Consider the following 18,297-nt stretch of genomic DNA (forward strand, 5'->3'; position numbering starts at 1 on the left):
TGCTATAAATTATGAGGAGATAATAATGGGGGATATCAATTTGAAAAATTTGGATATACTGGCACTACTGCCTTGTCCTTTAAAAGTTCCTGTAGAAATTGCATTCGAAAATCATTTACATGATAGTATGTGTGGTGAAAATAATGTATTAAATTATATTATTGAGGGAAATGCAAATAAGCAGATTTCATATAATCAACAGGTGGAAGAATATACAGATATAGAGTCCATACCAGATATTACAATAACTTCGGGAATAAATAGTTTTTATTATAAAAATTTCAGAGAAAATTTTGTTGAAAAAGGATATTTCTATGACGCATTAAGCCCCTGGATTAATTCTATGTTTTCAGACAGTGGTATAAAAGATCCTGAAGGCAATTATACCATAATAGCTTTAAATACATTGGTTATGGTAGTTGACATGAAAGCTTTAGGAGATGTTAAATGTCCATGTACATGGGAGGAACTTTTAAAGCCTGAATTTGAAAAAAGAGTTGCTATAAGAGGATATAATGATTCATTTTGTGAGACAACTTTACTTACTATATTTAAACAATGTGGATATGAAGGAATAGAGAAATTAGGCAGAGCTGTGAAATATGGATGGCATCCATCCCAAATGGTAAAAATGGCTGGAAGCGGAAGGACCGGGGCACCTGCCGTAAGTGTCATGCCTTATTTTTTTACTAAAACCATGCAAAATAAAAAAGATGTAAGAATAATATGGCCTGAAGATGGAGCTATTGTAAGTCCTATTACAATGATGGTGAAAAAGTCCTGTAGAGAAAAACTAACTAAAATTATAGATTTTTTTACGGGTGATAAATTAGGTGAGATATGTGCAGGGGCATTCTTACCTTCTTTGAATCCTGAGGCTTCCAATAAAGTACCTAAGGGAGCTACTTTTAATTGGATAGGTTGGGATTTTATAAAGGAAAGAGATATAGGTTCACTTATAAAAGAATTGAATACTGTTTTCATTAAATCTCATAGAGGTAAACTATGAAATTAATAACAGTTTCAGGACCGCCATCCACAGGAAAAACATCTGTAATACTTAAAACCATAAATTCCATTAGACTTAAAAATTTAAAAGTTGGAGTAATTAAGTTTGACTGTCTTTCTACTTATGATAACGAGGTATATAGTGACAGGGGAGTTGAAGTAAAAGTAGGTGTTTCAGGAAACCTATGCCCGGATCATTATTTTGTGGCCAATATTGATGAGTGTATAAGTTGGGGCTTAAATAAAGGCTTTGATATTTTAATAAGTGAAAGTGCAGGACTGTGCAATAGATGTTCTCCCTATATAAAAGAAGTACTTGCGGTTTGTGTTATTGATAATTTATCGGGAATTAATACACCTCAAAAAATAGGACCTATGCTTAAATATGCAGATATTATTGTAGTTACCAAGGGGGAAATTGTGTCTCAAGCTGAACGGGAAGTTTTCACATTTCGTATAAGACAATGTAATTCTAAAGCCATCATACTACATGTAAATGGAATAACCGGTCAGGGAAGTAATGAACTTGGAGAGCTTTTCATTAAAGCCTGCGATATTGAAAATATAGAACATAAAAAATTGAGGTTTACCATGCCCTCTGCATTATGTTCCTATTGCCTTGGGGAAACTCAAATTGGCAGTGACTTTCAACTGGGAAATGTTAAGAAAATGGAGTTATCCGAATGAGCAAATTCCACCTGACCTCAAGAATCACTTGAGAAATATGATTAAGAACATTTAAAGGAGGTGTGTTTGTTGTCAGATAAAAAAGTTATAGAAAATGACGGTAAATCTACTGTTAATAAAATAACTGTTATTGGAGGGTATGATAAACAGGGTAAACCCGAAAATATAACATTGGATTTAAATGTGGGACAGATTATATCTATAGTAGGACCTACAGGTTCAGGAAAAAGTCGTCTGCTGGCGGATATAGAATATATGTCTCAAAAGGATACACCTACGGGCAGACAAATACTTATAAATGATAAAGTACCGGATATATCAAATCGCTTTTCTTCAGAAGAAAAATTGGTGGCACAGCTTTCTCAAAATATGAATTTTGTAATGGATGTTACAGTAGGTGAATTTTTAAATATGCATTCAAGGTGCAGGAAAAATTATGCTTCAAAAGAGATAGTAGATAGTATAATTAAAAAAGCCAATGAACTTTCAGGGGAAAAATTTTTTCATTATACTCCTTTGACTGCTTTAAGTGGAGGACAGTCCAGGGCTCTTATGATTGCAGATACTGCCTATTTAAGTACATCTCCTATAGTTTTAATTGATGAAATAGAAAATGCAGGTATAGATAGAAAAAAGGCATTGGATGCTCTAATTAAAAAAGAAAAAATAGTACTTATGGCCACCCATGATCCAATTTTAATACTTATGTCAATTAAGCGCATAATTATCAAAAATGGAGGAATAAATAAAGTGATTTTTACAAGTCCTGAAGAAAAAAAAGTTCTTGAAAGTTTACAAACTATGGACAATAAAATATCATCATTGAGAAATTTATTGAGAAATGGTGATATTGTAGAGTCTATATCTTTATAATCAATTAACTCTTACCTTTAAATTTGAAAGTGAAATAGATAGATTTAATATATCAGTGATTCAGAGGTTCAGCCCTGACATAAAAAATTGTTTTGGTGTATAAATTATAATAAGGAAATATTTATCACATATTTGATAATATTAATAAGTTTTAAACCAAAATAATTTGGAGGGTGCATTATGATATATAAGTATAAAAATTTAAAAAAGGATTTAATTCTCATATTTATAATGGGCAGTATTTACATGGTTTTAGAAGGAATATGGCGTGGATGGACGCATATATCCATGCTGATAGTAGGAGGTATATCGGCTTTCTTTATTGGAAAGTTAAATGAAGATCATGCTTTTTCTAATCGTAAAATGTTGGAACAATGTTTGATAGGAACTCTTATAATTTTAATATTGGAGTTTGTTTCAGGGGTCATTCTAAACATATGGCTTCAGCTTGGAATATGGGATTATTCTAACACTTGGGGAAATATTTTGGGACAGATATGTATTCCATATGCAGTAATATGGTTTTTACTGGTTCCATTTAACATATATATTGATGATTACTTAAGATATAAGTTTTTTGGAGAAAAAAAGCCAGAGAAACTTATAACAAATTACAAACACTTATTTTTGTATAAGTAATAAAATTTATAACTATTTATAAAAGCGTTGTATACAATATATAGAAAGCAATTTAAACTTAATCAGAATACAAAGTATGTTTTTTAGATGAAAATGGAGTGCTGCGAGACTATTCTTTAAAGTAGTTTACAGCAGTTTTTATTTAAACATATACTGTAAGTTTTTATAAATTTAGTATTGACATAATATAGTATAATTAATATAATGATCATATAGTTAATTATTATAAATATTTAAAAAATGAATTGGCTGAAACTTAATACAGTTATTCTTATCAAGAGCGGCGGAGGGATAGGCCCTGTGAAGCCCGACAACCGACATTTTGTGCATCGGTGTTAATTCCTACAGAGTGTATTAATGCTCTGAAAGATAAGAAAAGTAGAAATCTTATTAAATTGTTTTGTTAGTTAATAGAGGCTATTTTTCTTATATAGGAATTATAGTCTTTTTCTTGTTGGTTAGAAAATAATTTTGTAGAAAATGTTATAGATCATAGAAGATTCACTTTAAAATGGTTGACTAGGAAACTGGAGGCTATATTTTTCTTGATGAAAAGTATAGTTTTTTTATTTTTAAAGTTTCCATATGGATTATATAGTAATGTTTAATATATTTAATTTATAAATTAGAGTGTTAAATACATTAACGAAGAAGGAGATGAAAGTATTAATGGGATATAATATTGCAGTTGCTTCAACAGATGGAGTCAACATTGATAAGCATTTTGGAGCTTCAAATTCTTTTTTCATAATAAAAGTAAATGATGATGAAAGCTATGAGAATTTAGGAGAAAGATTAGTTGAAAAAAATCAAAAGAATAGTGTGAATTGTAGTTCATATTCATCTAAACATTCTTTTGGTAACATTAATCCCAAGATTCAAAGAAAAGTAGAAGCTATTTCTGATTGCAGATGTTTGCTATGTAGTAGATACGGACCTAGTTCAGAAAAGCAATTAGGGAAAAATAACATTTCTGTATTTGGTATTAATATGAAACTTGATGAGGCATTAAAAACAATAATAGGATATTACAAAAAAAGTGATGAACGTAAATCATTGAAAGGTATAAAAAAGCAGAAAATAAATTCTTTTTAAGAAAGTAAGAAAGAAGGTATTAAATAGGGAGTGATTACATGGGCAGAGTTTCTATAAAGTTAACTGAATTGGTGGGAAATACACCATTATTACAGTTGACTGATTATAACAAAGAAAAAAAAATAAGAGGTAATTTAATTGCAAAACTAGAATATTTTAATCCTCTAAGTTCAGTTAAAGATCGTATTGCTCTAGCTATGATAGAAGATGCTGAGGAGAAGGGATTGATAAATAAAGATACTGTAATTATTGAGCCTACAAGTGGTAATACAGGAATTGGCCTGGCATTTGTAGCTGCTGCAAAAGGATATCATATTATCATAACCATGCCCGAGAGTATGAGTGATGAACGTAAAAAGCTATTAAAAGCATTAAATGTTGAATTAATACTGACACCAGCAAAAGATGGAATGAAGGGTGCAATAAGAAGGGCCGAAGAACTTTCTTTTCAAATTGAGAATTCATTTCAACCTCAGCAATTTTTTAATGAAGTGAATCCTAAAATACACAAAGAAACAACAGCCGTTGAAATTTGGAATGATTTAGAGGGAGAGATTGCAGCCTTTGTTGCAGGAGTTGGAACAGGAGGGACAATCACAGGGGTTGGTGAAGGATTAAAAGAAAAAAATCCTAATATAAAAATAATTGCAGTAGAGCCATATGATTCGCCAGTTTTATCTGGCGGAGTACCTGGTTCCCACAAACTGCAAGGGATAGGAGCAAATTTTGTGCCAGAATTAGTTAAATTCGAAAATATTGATGGAATATACAAGGTTAGAAATGAAGAAGCAATTGAAACTGCACAAGATTTGGCTAGGACAGAAGGGCTATTAGTAGGTTTTTCGTCAGGTGCAGCAGCTTTTGCTGCCACACAAATTGCAAAACGTTTAGAATTTAAAGGAAAAAATGTGGTAGTTCTATTACCTGATACAGGGGAGAGATATTTGTCCACAGATCTCTTTGATAGAATAGATAAAATACAATTTTAAATTATAAAATATTAGTCAGCCAGATGGCAGATTGGAGGAAAGATGAGCAAGTTTGTTGACAGACCACGATACTCATGTGCACTAGGAGGTGCACTGTCTACATTAAGAGCTATTTCTAGAGCAATACCCATCATACATGCAGCTTCAGGTTGTGGTTATAATTTACACAACGCAACTAATGCTGGTTCAGCTTATCTAGGAGGAGGTTATTGTGGAGCAACATCCCTGCCTAGCACAAATGTGACGGAAAGGGATATTGTTTTTGGTGGAGAAAAAAGATTGAAGGAACAAATAAAAAGTACATTGGAGATAATGGATGGAGATATATATGTCGTTGTAACAGGATGTATGGTAGAAATGATTGGTGATGATATAGAAGCAGTGGTTAAAGATTTTACTGGTACTGAAAAACCAGTTATAGCAGTTCCAACCCCTAGCTTTAAAGGAAATTCCTATTATGGTTATGATCTTCTTTTACAGGGCTTGGTAAAACAATATGTTGAACCAAAGGAGAAAAAAACTGAAAAACAAGTAAATATATTGGGTATTGTGCCTGGACAAGATATATTTTGGAAAGGTAATTTAAAAGAAATAAAACGTATTCTTGGTCTTATAGGTATAAAAGCTAATACATTATTTGGAGAAGGTGAAGATATTGAAGATATTAAAAATTCAGCTAATGCAGGCTTAAATATTGTGCTTTCAAAAGTATTTGGAAAGGAAACAGCAGAAGAGTATAAGGAAGCTCATAATATACCATATATAACAGCTCAAATTCCTATTGGATATATTCAAACAGAAAAATTCATAAGAAAGATAGGAAGGTATTTTGATATACAAGAAAGCATAATAGACAAAGCACTGGAGAAGGAAAGAAATATCTATTACGATTATTTTGAAAGATTTTTAGATATTTATACTGATGCAGATTTGCAAAGATATGCCCTTGTAGTTGGAGATTCCAATTATGCACCCTCTTTATCACGTTTTGTATCGGATGAATTGGGATGGCTGCCAGAACTTGCTGTGATTACTGATCTATTAAGTGAAAATGAAAAAGATAAAGTAGAAGAGCAATTTAAAGGATTTGAATCAGGATTGAAGACAACAGTTAAATTTGATACTGATACAAGTTCTATTAAAAGATATTTACGAGAAGTATGGGAGCCTAACAAAAATCAAAGGTATTATGAGGCTATGGCACCTCTTGTGGTTATAGGAAGTATATTTGAAAAGGAATTGGCAGCCAGCATAAATGTACCTTTAGTTACAGTTTCATTTCCCATTACAAACAGAATTGTTCTTAATAGATCCTATGTTGGATTTAATGGAGGATTAACTCTTACTGAAGACATACTGAGCTCATTGATTACAGGTAGATAAGGAGGGATAATGTATGAAAATGGAATTAAGCACGACTGCACCAGCACGTGAAGAAAGATTGAAAGCTGGTATTGCCTTTGGAGGAACATGTGCCAATTTAAAATATTGCTTGAATAAAGCATGTTTAAATAATGCAAATCGCAGCTTTTCTCAAACTTATGGATGCCAACATGGGTTAAGTCTTGGAATTTTAAATACATTAAGAAATGCTGTTGTTATAATGCATTCTCCGCTAGGATGTGGAGCCTCTACTAATAGTTCTGTAGGACAAGGTTCTAATTTTAAGCGTTTAAGAGATCCTAAAGCTGAAGGAACAATATGGCTGAGTACTAATCTGGATGAATCAGATGTAATAAGTGGAGGAGAAAAAAAGCTGAGAGATACAATTATATATGCTGATAAGGAATTTAGGCCAGAAATGATTATTGCAGTAAGTGGATGTGTTCCGGCATTAATTGGAGATGATATAGATGGAATAATCTCTGATCTGCAATCAGAAGTTGCCGCTGCTTTAATACCTGTTACTTGTGAAGGATTTAAAACAAAAGTAATGGCTACGGCATATGATGCAGCTTATAATGGTATAATGAAAAAACTTTTAAAGAATGTAGTCAGGGAAGAAAATTTAGTTGAAGATGACTTTGAAGAAATTCAGAGAAAATATTTGCTCAGCAGACATGTTAATATTTTTAATGTGGGTTCCATGAGTAGAGCTGATGAACTTGAACTAGAAAGGCTGTTAAATGCCATAGGGTTAGCTGTATCTTTCCTGCCTTGTTACTCTGCACCAAAAGATTTTGCATATTCTTTGGAAAACTCTCTAAATATAAGCGTATGTGGAACACATGATGATTATTATATTAAATATGTAGAACAAGAATATGGAATTCCTTTTATAATTGATACAATCCCAATTGGAAGAAAGAATACGACACGTTGGGTTTTAAAAATTGCAGAGCACTTTAATCTAGAAAAAGAAGCAGAAGCTTTTCTGAAAAAAGAAGATGAATTGCTTAATGAAAGTCTTAAACCATATAGAAAGAATCTTAAAGGTAAAAGGGTGTATTTAGGAGGAGGGGCTATCAGAATAGTTGCTACTGCAGAAGTATTACAGGATTTAGGAATGGAGATTGTAGGGTTTAAAGGACATCATATAGATAAATTCATAGAGCCAACCTTTGAGGCCCTGGAAAATATAGATGATGTTGTATTTAATGTAGCAACTCAACAACCTTTTGAACAAGTAAATATTGTAAATAAATTAAAACCAGATGTAATTGTAATTCATAGTGGAATTAATAATATTACTGCTAAACAAGGCTTACCTATATTGCCTCTGTTTGGACCCACCAATATTTATATGGGATATGCAGGTGTATTTGAAATTGCCTGTAGACTAAGTAGAAAAATTAAAAACAATCAATTCAATAAAAATATTTCAAAAAATAGATCACTTCCGTATAAAAGAGAGTGGTATGATAAGGAGCCGTTTACTTATATAAGAGAAGATTAAAAGAAAAATGAGAAATGAATGATGAAACTCTTTGTGATATGGGAGAAAGTTAGAAAATTTATATCAAGCGATTTTAAGATTCATTATGAAGGGCATGTTAACTAAGGTATTAAAGTCAGGAGGAACAAAATGAGTAGTAAAAAAATTGATCTTAATAATACAGTTGTAGAAAGCCGTGAACAGCGATTGGGTACTATAATTTCATGGGATGGGAAAGCATCAACTTTATCAACCTTATCAAAAACATTATATTCACGTGAAGGATGCGGATCAAACAGTGGTAATAAAAGTTGTAAGTTATGTGAACTTAATGGCCCTTTTACTCAAGGGACTAGCTGTACTATGCAAATGGTTGAATGTCAAGCTGGTCATGTACGTGATGCAGTTTTAATTCAACACTCACCTATAGGGTGTTCTGCTGGGCAAGGAGGAAACAATTCTATATTTCGAAATGGACTGGCAATGCGAAACTTACCTGTAGAAAATATCCGTATAATTTCTACTAATTTGCAAGAAAATGATATGATATTCGGAGGAGTTGATAAATTAGCTCAGTCTATACAAGATGCATGGGACCGCTATCATCCAAAGGCAATCTTTATAGGTAATTCTTGTGCAACTGGTATTATTGGAGATGATATAGATAGTGTAGCTTCTGAATTTGAAAAAAAGCTAAAAATCCCAGTTGTTGCCATGCACTGTGAAGGATTTAAATCTAAACATTGGAGTACTGGATTTGATGTGTCTCAACACGGAATTTTACGACAAATTGTACGTAAAAAATCTAAAAAGAAGCAAGATGATCTAGTTAATGTGATTAATCTTTGGGGCTCCGATGTATTTACTCCAATGTTGAAAGAATTGGGCCTTAGAGTTAATTATGCGGTAGATTTGGCTTCTGTAGATGAGTTGGCACAACTTTCTGAGGCCGCGGCAACAGTAGGTTTCTGTTATACATTGTCTTCTTATATAGCGGCAGCTTTGGAACAGGAATTTGGTGTTCCGGAAATTAAAGCACCTCAACCCTATGGATTTTCAGGGACGGATGCATGGATTCGTGAATTGACAAGAGTTACTCATCGTGAGAAGGAAGGTGAAGCTTATATAGCAAAGGAACATGCAAGAGTAATGCCGCGTGTTAAAGAATTGAGAAAATTACTTAAGGGTAAAAAAGGATATGTTGCAACGGGTTCTGCATATTCTCACGGATTGATAGCTGTACTTAAAGAACTTGAAATTGAAGTAGATGGTTCTCTAGTATTTCATCATGATCCTATTTATGACAGTGGGGATAAAAGGCAGAATTCTCTTGCTCATCTAGTTGATAATTATGGAGATGTACCTGCTTTTAGTGTAAGCAATCATCAGCAATATCAATTTTACGGATTGTTAAAAAGAGTAAATCCAGATTTTATTCTCATAAGACATGGCGGATTAGCACCGTTAGCTACGCGTTTAGGTATTCCAGCAGCTCCACTTGGTGATGAAAACAGCGTTATAGGATATCAGGGAATTATTAATTTAGGAGAAGCCATTTTAGATATTCTTTCTTTTAAGAAATTACATCGTTCTGTAGCTGTTCATGCCAGATTACCATATAAAAAATGGTGGTTGAATCAAAAAGATCCCTATATACTGGCAAAAGAGCCTAATCTGGCGCTAAAAAAGTAAAATATAAGTTTAAAAGGGGAAAGTGGAATATGTCAATAAATAAGATTACAGATAAAAGTATATCAAAGTTACATTTAAAAAAGACTAATTCTATCAGCCAAGCTCGCTATACTTGTTCTATTGGAGCCATGAACAGTGCCGCTGCAATACCAAGAGTCATTCCAATCACTCATTGTGGTGCAGGCTGTGTGTCTAATCAACAAAGTAATATTGGATCCGGTTATCAAGGTAGTTCATATGGCGGTGGATCAGTTATACCAAGTGTGAATTTTACGGAGAATGAAGTAGTATTTGGAGGTGAAAAGAAATTAAGAGAATTAATTGAAGCATCATTGAAAATTTTGGATGCAGATTTATTTGTTGTACTTACAGGTTGTGTTTCAGATCTTATAGGAGAAGATGTGGGATCCGTAGTTAAAGAGTTTCAAGACAAAGGAGTTCCAATTGTATATGCTGAAACTGGTGGATTTAAAGGGAATAATTTCAAAGGACATGAAGTAGTTACTAGAGCCATTATAGATCAGTATGTAGGATATTATGGCGGTGAGCGTAATCAAGCCTCTGTTAATGTTTGGTCATTACTCCCTTATCAAAATATTTTCTGGCGCGGTGACTTTACTGAAATTAAGAGGATTTTGGAAGGTATTGGACTTAAGGTGAATATACTTTTTGGCAATGGATCAAAAGGAATTTCCGAATGGAAGAATATACCTAAGGTTCAGTTTAATTTAGTGCTTTCACCATGGCTGGGTCTGGAAACAGTTAAACATCTTCAAAAAAAATATGGTCAGCCATTTTTACACATTCCGGTAGTTCCTATTGGTGCTGAAGAAACCAGTAGTTTTTTACGTAAAGTAGTTGATTTTGCTGGCCTCAATAGTAAAAAAGCTGAAAGATTCATCAAGAAAGAAGAAGAGATTTATTATCAATATTTGGAGGAATTTTCGGATTTTTATTCTGAGTATTGGTGGGGTTTACCGGCTAAGTTTGCAGTAATTGGTGATAGTGCTTACAATCTAGCATTAACTAAATTTTTGACAAATCAACTGGGACTAGTTCCAAGAAAACAGATTATTACAGAAAAACCACCAGAAGAATATCATGAAGCAATTCGGGAACAGTATAAAAATATTGCAGAAGATGTTTCTACAGATGTTGAATTTGAGGAAGATGGATATATAATTCAAGAAAAAATTAGAAATACTGATTTTGGTCATAAACCTCCGATTATTTTTGGCACTAGCTGGGAACAAGATATTGCAAAAGCTTTAAAAACATTTGTAGTTGAGGTAGGTTTTCCGTCATATAATGAATTGGTAATTACTCGTTCATATGTGGGATATCGTGGAGCATTTAATTTGTTGGAAAAAATTTATACTGAAGTTGTAAAACGTTAGGTAGATTAAACATAGAAAGTGTAGGTAAATTAGTAAATTGAAAAGAGAAATTTTCAATCAGAAAAAATATGGGGTATTAAAATAAAAATACCCCATAAATGTATATATTCATATAGTAAAAAATTTTAATGTAATTGGGATTTTCTTTTTAACTGCTGTTTTTTATCTTTCAGTTTTAAATTTAAATCCAAACATCTTTTATAGGAACAGTAACAAAAACTCATTCCAAGGAGTTCTGCGGATATTAAGGTTGGTATTAATTGTATCAAGGATATAGCATTATTATAAGCTAAATAATAGTAAAAGGATGGCATATAGGAAATAGCTCCTATTATTATAAATACTGATATAAATGCCAGTTTTACATCTTTTTGTTTTATGGCAAATATATATATGAAAATAAACCTGGAAATTGTTCCAATAACTCCTCCAATTATGGAAGATATAATTAATATAGTTAAAGCTTCACTGTTTATGTTTACAGCTGTTACTTGAACCATACCTACAAATAATCCTATAAACATGGATATTGATAAATTAAATAAAAAATCTTTTAAATTTCCTTTCATATCTAGCTCACCTCAAAATCCAAGAAATTTTTTGAAATCATTTAAATATTTTCGTGTAACATAAATCTCCTCATCTATATCCATGATTTTTAATATAAGCCTACTATTAAACCATGAAATAATACGATCTACTTTTACTATGTTTACAATAAAACATTTGCTTACCCTTATAAATTCCTTATTTTCTAACTTTTTTTCCAATTCATAGAGTTTTTCCTTTACCTTGTATTTTTTATCTTTTGTCTTACAAAATACATTGTTCCCTACAGATTCGAAATAATAAATGTTATCATAAGTGAGTACTTTAAGTTCGTCCTCTTCACATTTTCCTGTTATTATATTTTTAATTTCTTCCTTACTGGCTGTGCTCTGCTCTAAATAGTCCATTAAAAGGTTTAGGGTACCCATATCAAAATATATGCCTATTTTACCTGCTTCTAAATCAAATCCTTTTTCAATAATGCATACTTTAGACTTTTTACTAATTGTTATTTTACGGTTAGTAAGAACTTCCTCTAATATTCTTTTTATGTTCTCTGAGCAAATTAAATCCATCTCCATATAAAACCCTCTTCTATTTTAAGCTTCTGGAAGTAATCCCGGGATTATGATAGACAATGCAATTCCGAGAATTATTAACATATTTATAATTATAATAGTAATAGTATTATGGCCTGTTAATTCTATAATAGCATTAATTAAGTATATAGTCGTCCATATCTTTGTTATCAAAATATTAACCTCTATAAATAATGGGGATTTTCCAAAACCTTTTTTGTATCCACTTTTAGCTTCATACATAGTGTAGGGCTTTGATATTATAATAGAGATAAGTCCCATTAAACCTAGTGTTATATAAGAAGTTAAATATTTATACCCCACAACAAAATCCATTTGAAAATAAAAGTATAATATATTAGATGTAATAAAGTATACTAATAACACACAGGACATAATTCCCATATTCTTATTCATCACATTTTTTATGAATAATATTGCAATAGAACCTAAACCTAAAATAAGTCCTAGTTTACTTGACATACTCCAAAGAAGTATTAAAGGAAGAAAGCCTAGTGTTACATTTAAACTTGCCTTTAAACTGTTAATCATTACTTAGTACCTATTTTTTGAAGAACTTTTTTATGGCCTGCAATCATATGATCAATCATATTTTTTTGTACTTCTTTCCTGAATCTTTCTTTGCCCATAAAGTATCTCATAACTTTCACCTGTATTTTTTGCTTAAAGGATATGTTTTTTATCAGTCCATTTTTTTTATAGTATTTATAATCAGCTGCAAATATGGCTCCTAAGTTGCCTCCTATGGCATCGGAGAACAATTTTCTTGAGGCTACGCCTAAAAAGGTTTCGGATTTAAAATAATTTCTTTCACAGTAATTTACACTCATTTTAGCAAAGGTGTATATTTGCTTATCTATAACATCACTGTTTTCACTTTCATCAGTGACAAATCCGATTAAATTTCTGTCTTCTCCAGTATATAACTCTAATATTTGTCTTAAATTTTGGTGTTCACTTAATTTTCCAGAAATAATATAACCTATTTGTTTACCCTTTAAGAAAGGAATATGGGTGTAGCAAAAGCTTCTATCATAATAAAGTTTAAAACGTGAGGATAAATACCTATCTTTTATAGTGCCGGCAAAAATAATTATATCTCCATTTTTAATAATATAATCTAAAAATTTTCGGTAACCATCCTTGTGGTGGTAAACACATATATTTTCTTGGGCGCAGCTGCAGCAGCCTAAACAAGGACCTTTTATATCTATCTGATGAAGATTAAATACTTCTACTAAATTTTGTAAATAGCTTTTATATTTATTAATCATTTCATTAAGATTACTATCTTTTTTTTGGGCATCTGTTAAAATAATTATTTTTTTAGTAGTATGAATAAACTTATCTGTTTTACCTGGATTATATTTAAATGTGCTTTCACTTAAGGTGTTAAATAACTTATTAGTAATTAAACCTTCATCAACGTAGGTAAGTAAATTTTCAAAGAATAACTTAAGTTCCTGCCTTCTATTTTCTTTTGTTAAATCCTGCATTTCATGGGATAGATATTCTACATAGTTCATGCCCAGATCCTCACATATTGCCCTCATGTAATTATGTGCATGAATATCTGCATAATGAATAGAAGTAGAGAATACACTGGTATATTTTGCTGAAAAATAACCTGTTAAATTATTTTCAAATATTAATTCAATAAACCTTTTATAATGAGAAGGTACCAGGGCATAATATAGTGGAAAAGCCCATATGACAGCATCTGCTTCTCCAATTTTTTTACATAAAGTTTCTAATTCTTCCTTGGATTGCTCATATTTTTTTATATCTTTTATAGTGTGGATATACTCAAATTGATGATTTTCATAATTCTGTTCTAGATATTTCATTGATTGCATTGTAACGCTTTTTTGTGATTTTGGACTTCCATTTAAGACAATTATCTTCAAAAACAACACCTCCTGATCTTTACAATTTTATTTTATTGAATTACCCAAATTAAAACTATAGATTTCTTTTAACATGCAATATTTAATGGATAAGATGCATCCATGGATAAATTAGGATGCTCATTTGTAATAATAGGATAAATAAATTCACATACAATTGTTCAATTTGAACATATACACTAAATTCACAGTGTGATATTATGTATCTAAATTTATTATTAAATTAATAATAAATAGCATGTTTATTAGTAAAAATAATAATTATAAAACGGTAATATTAACAATGTTATTTTGTACATCACAACGTAAAATGTGTACATAAAGAATTATAAAAAATTATGTAAAAGGAGGATAAACAAATGGCAAAAAGTAAATATGAAGTAATTTTATCCACCCTGCCTGAGACAAAAAATAGAGTAGAGGTACTTTTCAGGCAGGCGGGTGATGGTTTTATCCAAATTGAATATGGCAGGGAACAACGGGCAGATATATTGGATTCTTTTAGAATGCTTGCTGTAGATGAATTGATAAAAGGGAAAAATATAAAGGGGCTTATTGAAACCCTTCCTGGTATCAGAACAAATATGATACATTTTGATCCTGTGGAAATTCCAGCGGAAAAAATAATCGATGAAATAAAAGATGCAGAGGATTCCATAACGAGTATAGAGGATATGGTAATTGATTCAAGGATTATACACCTGCCTATTGCATTTGAGGATAGTGAAACAAAAAAAGCAGTGGAAAAGTATGAAAAGGAGGTTAGACCTAAAGCTCCAAATGTAATTAATGGTTATAATCTTGAGTACATGGCCATGTGTAATGGAATTTCAGTGGATGAGATTAAGAAAACATTGCTAAATACCTATTGGTATAACAGCGGTTGTGGATTTTGGCCTGGAGGTGGATTTTTCTGGGCCATGGATCCAAGGTGTGCCATTGTAGTTCCAAAGTATAACCCACCTAGAATTTGGACACCAGAGGGAGCAGTGGGAATTGGGGGACCATGTGTATTTACCTATACTACTCCTACTGGAGGAGGGTATCAACTCTTTGGAAGAACTATACCTACATTTCAGCTTAGCATGAAGCATCCTCAATTTAAGGAAAGTCCATTCTTATATAGGCCTTCAGGAGACAGAATTAAATTTTATGAAATTACAGAGAAAGAATTGTTGAACATATATGATCACGTCCACAATAAAACCGATTATAAATACGAAATTGAAGATGGTGAAATAATTGTTAAGGATTACCTTGAATTTTTAAAAAGAGACGATGTTGTAAAAGGCACTGAAGAATTTCAAAAGAAACAAGAAGAAGGTACAAAAAAAGCCCCTAGGCTTTAAATATTATAAAGTGAGGTGAGTAAAAATGATAAAAATACAAAATGGAGGAATAGAAGCTATTGTTGAGGATTGGCCGGGAAGATTAGGCTATATGGGACTTGGAATGGCAGCGGCAGGTGCTATGGATAATTTGGCACTTCAACTAGGAAATTTAATTGTGGGAAATAAAATAGGTGAAGCAGGAATAGAAGTTGCAGGAGGGTACTTTCAAGCGCAGTTTGAAGAGGATATGGTTATAGCTGTTACCGGTACGGATATGAATCCTACTATAAATGATGAAAAAATTAAGTTATGGGAATCTTTTAAAGTAAATAAAGGTGATGTATTAAAATTTTCTCACTTTGGAGAATTTGGATTCAGATGTTATATATGTGTTGCCGGAGGGGTTGACGTTCCAGAATATTTAGGAAGCAAATCTACCTGTGTTTTTGGTTCTTATGGAGGCTTTGAAGGTAGACGGCTGGTCCCTGGGGACAAAATTAAAGTTGGAAAACCACTGGGTGAACTTAGCAGCCTGGAAGGACGAAAGCTAAAATCAGAAATAATTCCAGAGTATTCAAGAACATGGGAATTAAGAGCTATTCCAGGAATGAATTCAGTGCCGGATTATGTAACAGAAGAAGGTATGGACTATTTATTCAGTAATGAATTTAAAGTTTCCTATAGTTCGAATCGTTCTGCATATAGAATTTCAGAGATACCATCTTACTTTTTCTCAAGAGAGGATGGTGGGAAAGGTGGAAGTCATCCTTCAAATATTGTTGATCATGGATATAATATGCGGGGAGCTATAAATATATGTGGAAATACTCCAATTATTTTAATTGCAGATGGTCCAACCCTTGGAGGATATATATGTGTTGCAAATATAATTAATGCAGATTTGTGGAAAATAGGACAGGGCACCCCATCTAGAGATTACATAAAATTAGTTTATTGTACTAGAGATGAAGCAGTGCAAGCGAGAATAGACAGAAGTAAGATGCTTACAGAAAATTCACTATTATAAAATAAAAAAATAGATGTTTTTAGGAGGAATATATATGGAAAAGAAAGTATGTGCTCATATGCCTGGACTTGTTGCCCGTGTAGTGGTTAATGAAGGAGATAAGGTTACAAAAAATCAGGAAGTTGCCGTGTTAAATTGCATGAAAGTAGAAATACCTGTACTTGCTAGTGATGATGGTGTAGTAAAAGGCATTTTGGCAAAAGAGTGGGATGAAATGGAAATAGGAACTCCTATGGTCATATTGGAGGTTTAATGGGGGGAGATTTATGTTTAAGAAACTTCTTATAGCAAATAGAGGAGAAATTGTAAATAGAATAATAAATACTTGCGAAAAAATGGGTATAAAAACTGTAGTTATATATTCCGAAGCGGATAAAAATGCCACGTATATAAAGAGGGCAGATGAAGCCTATAATATTGGACCGGCTAATCCAATGAAAAGTTATCTAAATATTGATGAAATAGTTAAAGTGCTAAAAATATCAAATGCGGATGCAGTTCATCCCGGGTATGGTTTTCTGTCGGAGAACAGTTCCTTTGCAAATGTTATTTCAGAACTTGGTGCAAGCTGGATTGGACCATCTCCTAAAATACTTGAGGAAATAGAATCCAAATGTTATTGCAGAGAAATTGCCAATGATGTGGGGGTACCTGTAGTTCCAGGTTCTGATAAGCTTGTAAGTAGCGTTGATGAAATATTAGATATAGCAAATTCTATAGGGTATCCTATTCTTTTAAAATTGGATAAGAGCGGCGGAGGAAAGGGAATAGAAATTGCTGAAAATGGCAATGACATAAAAAATATATTTGAACGTCTTTGTCGAGTTGGAACTCTTGCCTTTGCATCTTCTGACTGCTATGTAGAAAAAGCTATAAAAAATCCAAGGCATATTGAAATACAATTTATCATGGACCAATTTGGAAAATGTGTGTGTCTAGGTGAAAGAGAATGTTCTATTCAAAGAAGATACCAAAAAATTATTGAAGAATCTCCTTCGCCGGTTGTAACACAAGAAGATAGAGAAAGACTATATGATTATACTAAAAAATTAGCATCTAAAATGCAATACAAAGGCGCAGGTACAATGGAATTTATAAGGGATGAAAGTGGGAAGTTCTATTTTATTGAAGTAAATGCAAGGCTTCAAGTAGAACATCCTGTAAGTGAATTTGTAACAGGTGTAGATATAGTAGAAAATCAAATTAGGATTGCCTGTGGAGAAGAAATTAGTTTTACTCAAGACGATATAAAGCTTAATGGTCATTCTATTGAATGTAGAATATATGCAGAAGATCCCGTGAAATTTATACCTTCTCCAGGAACAATTGAAGACATAAGTTTTCCAACTATTGATTCTAAGCATTTAAGAATTGAGCATGCACTTGAAAAAGGAAGCGTAGTTCCCCCTTATTATGATCCAATGCTGGCTAAGGTAATTTCATGGGGACAAAATAGAGATGAGGCTATTAGGATATTAGTACAAGCTCTAAATGATTTCAAAATTGAAGGTATTAAAACAAATATATCTATAAATTTAAATATATTAAAAAATCAGAAGTATATTTCAGGTGATTTTGATACTTCATTCATATCTAGTATGAATGCGGTTGAATCGGTGGAGGTATGAT

At 32.1% G+C, this 18,297-nt stretch carries 18 protein-coding genes and 1 riboswitch; of the genes, 14 read left to right on the forward strand and 4 right to left on the reverse strand.

What is annotated here, in order from left to right; all coding sequences use genetic code 11:
• The first annotated feature begins 40 nt into the window (after window positions 1-40).
• The 10 genes from BS101_RS03420 to BS101_RS03465 all read left to right on the forward strand — a co-directional run bounded on the left by BS101_RS03420 (window position 41) and on the right by BS101_RS03465 (window position 11,255).
• Window positions 41-1,009, forward strand: coding sequence for an ABC transporter substrate-binding protein (locus tag BS101_RS03420; RefSeq protein WP_242951388.1), 969 nt, complete (start codon window positions 41-43; stop codon window positions 1,007-1,009).
• The gene (locus tag BS101_RS03425) at window positions 1,006-1,695 is read left to right on the forward strand and encodes a GTP-binding protein (protein WP_073537541.1); all 690 of its coding nucleotides are present in this window, start codon (window positions 1,006-1,008) and stop codon (window positions 1,693-1,695) included. The genes BS101_RS03420 and BS101_RS03425 overlap by 4 nt, the downstream gene beginning before the upstream one ends.
• A 66-nt stretch (window positions 1,696-1,761) precedes the next feature.
• Window positions 1,762-2,568 carry an ATP-binding cassette domain-containing protein gene (locus tag BS101_RS03430; RefSeq protein ID WP_242951389.1) on the forward strand — a complete coding sequence of 269 codons (807 nt, stop codon included), beginning with the start codon at window positions 1,762-1,764 and terminating at the stop codon, window positions 2,566-2,568.
• Window positions 2,569-2,748: 180 nt separating this feature from the next.
• Window positions 2,749-3,207 (forward strand): putative ABC transporter permease, encoded by a 459-nt coding sequence (locus BS101_RS03435; protein WP_073537543.1) that lies wholly within the window; start codon window positions 2,749-2,751, stop codon window positions 3,205-3,207.
• A gap of 268 nt (window positions 3,208-3,475) precedes the next feature.
• Window positions 3,476-3,583, forward strand: a riboswitch (SAM riboswitch).
• A gap of 293 nt (window positions 3,584-3,876) precedes the next feature.
• Window positions 3,877-4,302: a NifB/NifX family molybdenum-iron cluster-binding protein gene (locus BS101_RS03440; RefSeq protein WP_073537544.1), complete on the forward strand. Its 426-nt coding sequence runs from the start codon at window positions 3,877-3,879 to the stop codon at window positions 4,300-4,302.
• A 38-nt stretch (window positions 4,303-4,340) separates the two neighbouring features.
• On the forward strand, window positions 4,341-5,291 hold the full coding sequence (cysK, locus tag BS101_RS03445) for a cysteine synthase A (RefSeq protein WP_073537545.1): 951 nt from the start codon (window positions 4,341-4,343) through the stop codon (window positions 5,289-5,291).
• Between the two features lie 42 nt (window positions 5,292-5,333).
• On the forward strand, window positions 5,334-6,674 hold the full coding sequence (locus BS101_RS03450; protein WP_073537546.1) for a nitrogenase component 1: 1,341 nt from the start codon (window positions 5,334-5,336) through the stop codon (window positions 6,672-6,674).
• A 13-nt stretch (window positions 6,675-6,687) separates the two neighbouring features.
• On the forward strand, window positions 6,688-8,187 hold the full coding sequence (locus tag BS101_RS03455) for a nitrogenase component 1 (RefSeq protein WP_073537547.1): 1,500 nt from the start codon (window positions 6,688-6,690) through the stop codon (window positions 8,185-8,187).
• Between the two features lie 129 nt (window positions 8,188-8,316).
• Window positions 8,317-9,858 (forward strand): nitrogenase component 1, encoded by a 1,542-nt coding sequence (locus tag BS101_RS03460; protein ID WP_073537549.1) that lies wholly within the window; start codon window positions 8,317-8,319, stop codon window positions 9,856-9,858.
• Window positions 9,859-9,887: 29 nt separating this feature from the next.
• Window positions 9,888-11,255 (forward strand): nitrogenase component 1, encoded by a 1,368-nt coding sequence (locus tag BS101_RS03465; RefSeq protein ID WP_073537550.1) that lies wholly within the window; start codon window positions 9,888-9,890, stop codon window positions 11,253-11,255.
• 125 nt (window positions 11,256-11,380) lie between these two features.
• Here the strand turns inward: BS101_RS03465 and BS101_RS03470 are convergent, their stop codons facing one another.
• Genes BS101_RS03470 through BS101_RS03485 form a run of 4 tightly spaced genes read right to left on the reverse strand, consistent with a single transcriptional unit; the run spans window position 11,381 to window position 14,319 of the window.
• Window positions 11,381-11,824 (reverse strand): hypothetical protein, encoded by a 444-nt coding sequence (locus BS101_RS03470; RefSeq protein ID WP_073537551.1) that lies wholly within the window; start codon window positions 11,822-11,824, stop codon window positions 11,381-11,383.
• A 12-nt stretch (window positions 11,825-11,836) separates the two neighbouring features.
• Window positions 11,837-12,385: a LytTR family DNA-binding domain-containing protein gene (locus tag BS101_RS03475; RefSeq protein ID WP_073537552.1), complete on the reverse strand. Its 549-nt coding sequence runs from the start codon at window positions 12,383-12,385 to the stop codon at window positions 11,837-11,839.
• Between the two features lie 18 nt (window positions 12,386-12,403).
• A complete protein-coding gene (locus tag BS101_RS03480) occupies window positions 12,404-12,934 on the reverse strand; it encodes a hypothetical protein (RefSeq protein ID WP_073537553.1) in 531 nt (176 codons plus the stop codon).
• The gene (locus BS101_RS03485; protein WP_242951390.1) at window positions 12,934-14,319 is read right to left on the reverse strand and encodes an NAD(P)H-dependent oxidoreductase; all 1,386 of its coding nucleotides are present in this window, start codon (window positions 14,317-14,319) and stop codon (window positions 12,934-12,936) included. Before BS101_RS03485 ends, BS101_RS03480 begins: the two co-directional genes overlap by 1 nt.
• Window positions 14,320-14,669: 350 nt before the next feature.
• Here BS101_RS03485 and BS101_RS03490 point away from each other — a divergent pair, with 350 nt between their 5' ends.
• Genes BS101_RS03490 through BS101_RS03505 form a run of 4 tightly spaced genes read left to right on the forward strand, consistent with a single transcriptional unit; the run spans window position 14,670 to window position 18,296 of the window.
• On the forward strand, window positions 14,670-15,659 hold the full coding sequence (locus BS101_RS03490; RefSeq protein ID WP_073537555.1) for a 5-oxoprolinase subunit B family protein: 990 nt from the start codon (window positions 14,670-14,672) through the stop codon (window positions 15,657-15,659).
• Between the two features lie 25 nt (window positions 15,660-15,684).
• Entirely contained in the window at window positions 15,685-16,668 is a 984-nt protein-coding gene (locus tag BS101_RS03495) for a biotin-dependent carboxyltransferase family protein (protein WP_073537556.1), read from the forward strand.
• A gap of 34 nt (window positions 16,669-16,702) precedes the next feature.
• A complete protein-coding gene (locus tag BS101_RS03500) occupies window positions 16,703-16,921 on the forward strand; it encodes an acetyl-CoA carboxylase biotin carboxyl carrier protein subunit (RefSeq protein ID WP_073537557.1) in 219 nt (72 codons plus the stop codon).
• 13 nt (window positions 16,922-16,934) lie between these two features.
• Entirely contained in the window at window positions 16,935-18,296 is a 1,362-nt protein-coding gene (locus tag BS101_RS03505) for an acetyl-CoA carboxylase biotin carboxylase subunit (protein WP_073537559.1), read from the forward strand.
• Window position 18,297: the final 1 nt, after the last annotated feature.

Origin of the sequence: Clostridium kluyveri (assembly GCF_001902295.1) — a bacterium.
GTDB classification, from domain to species: domain Bacteria; phylum Bacillota; class Clostridia; order Clostridiales; family Clostridiaceae; genus Clostridium_B; species Clostridium_B kluyveri_B.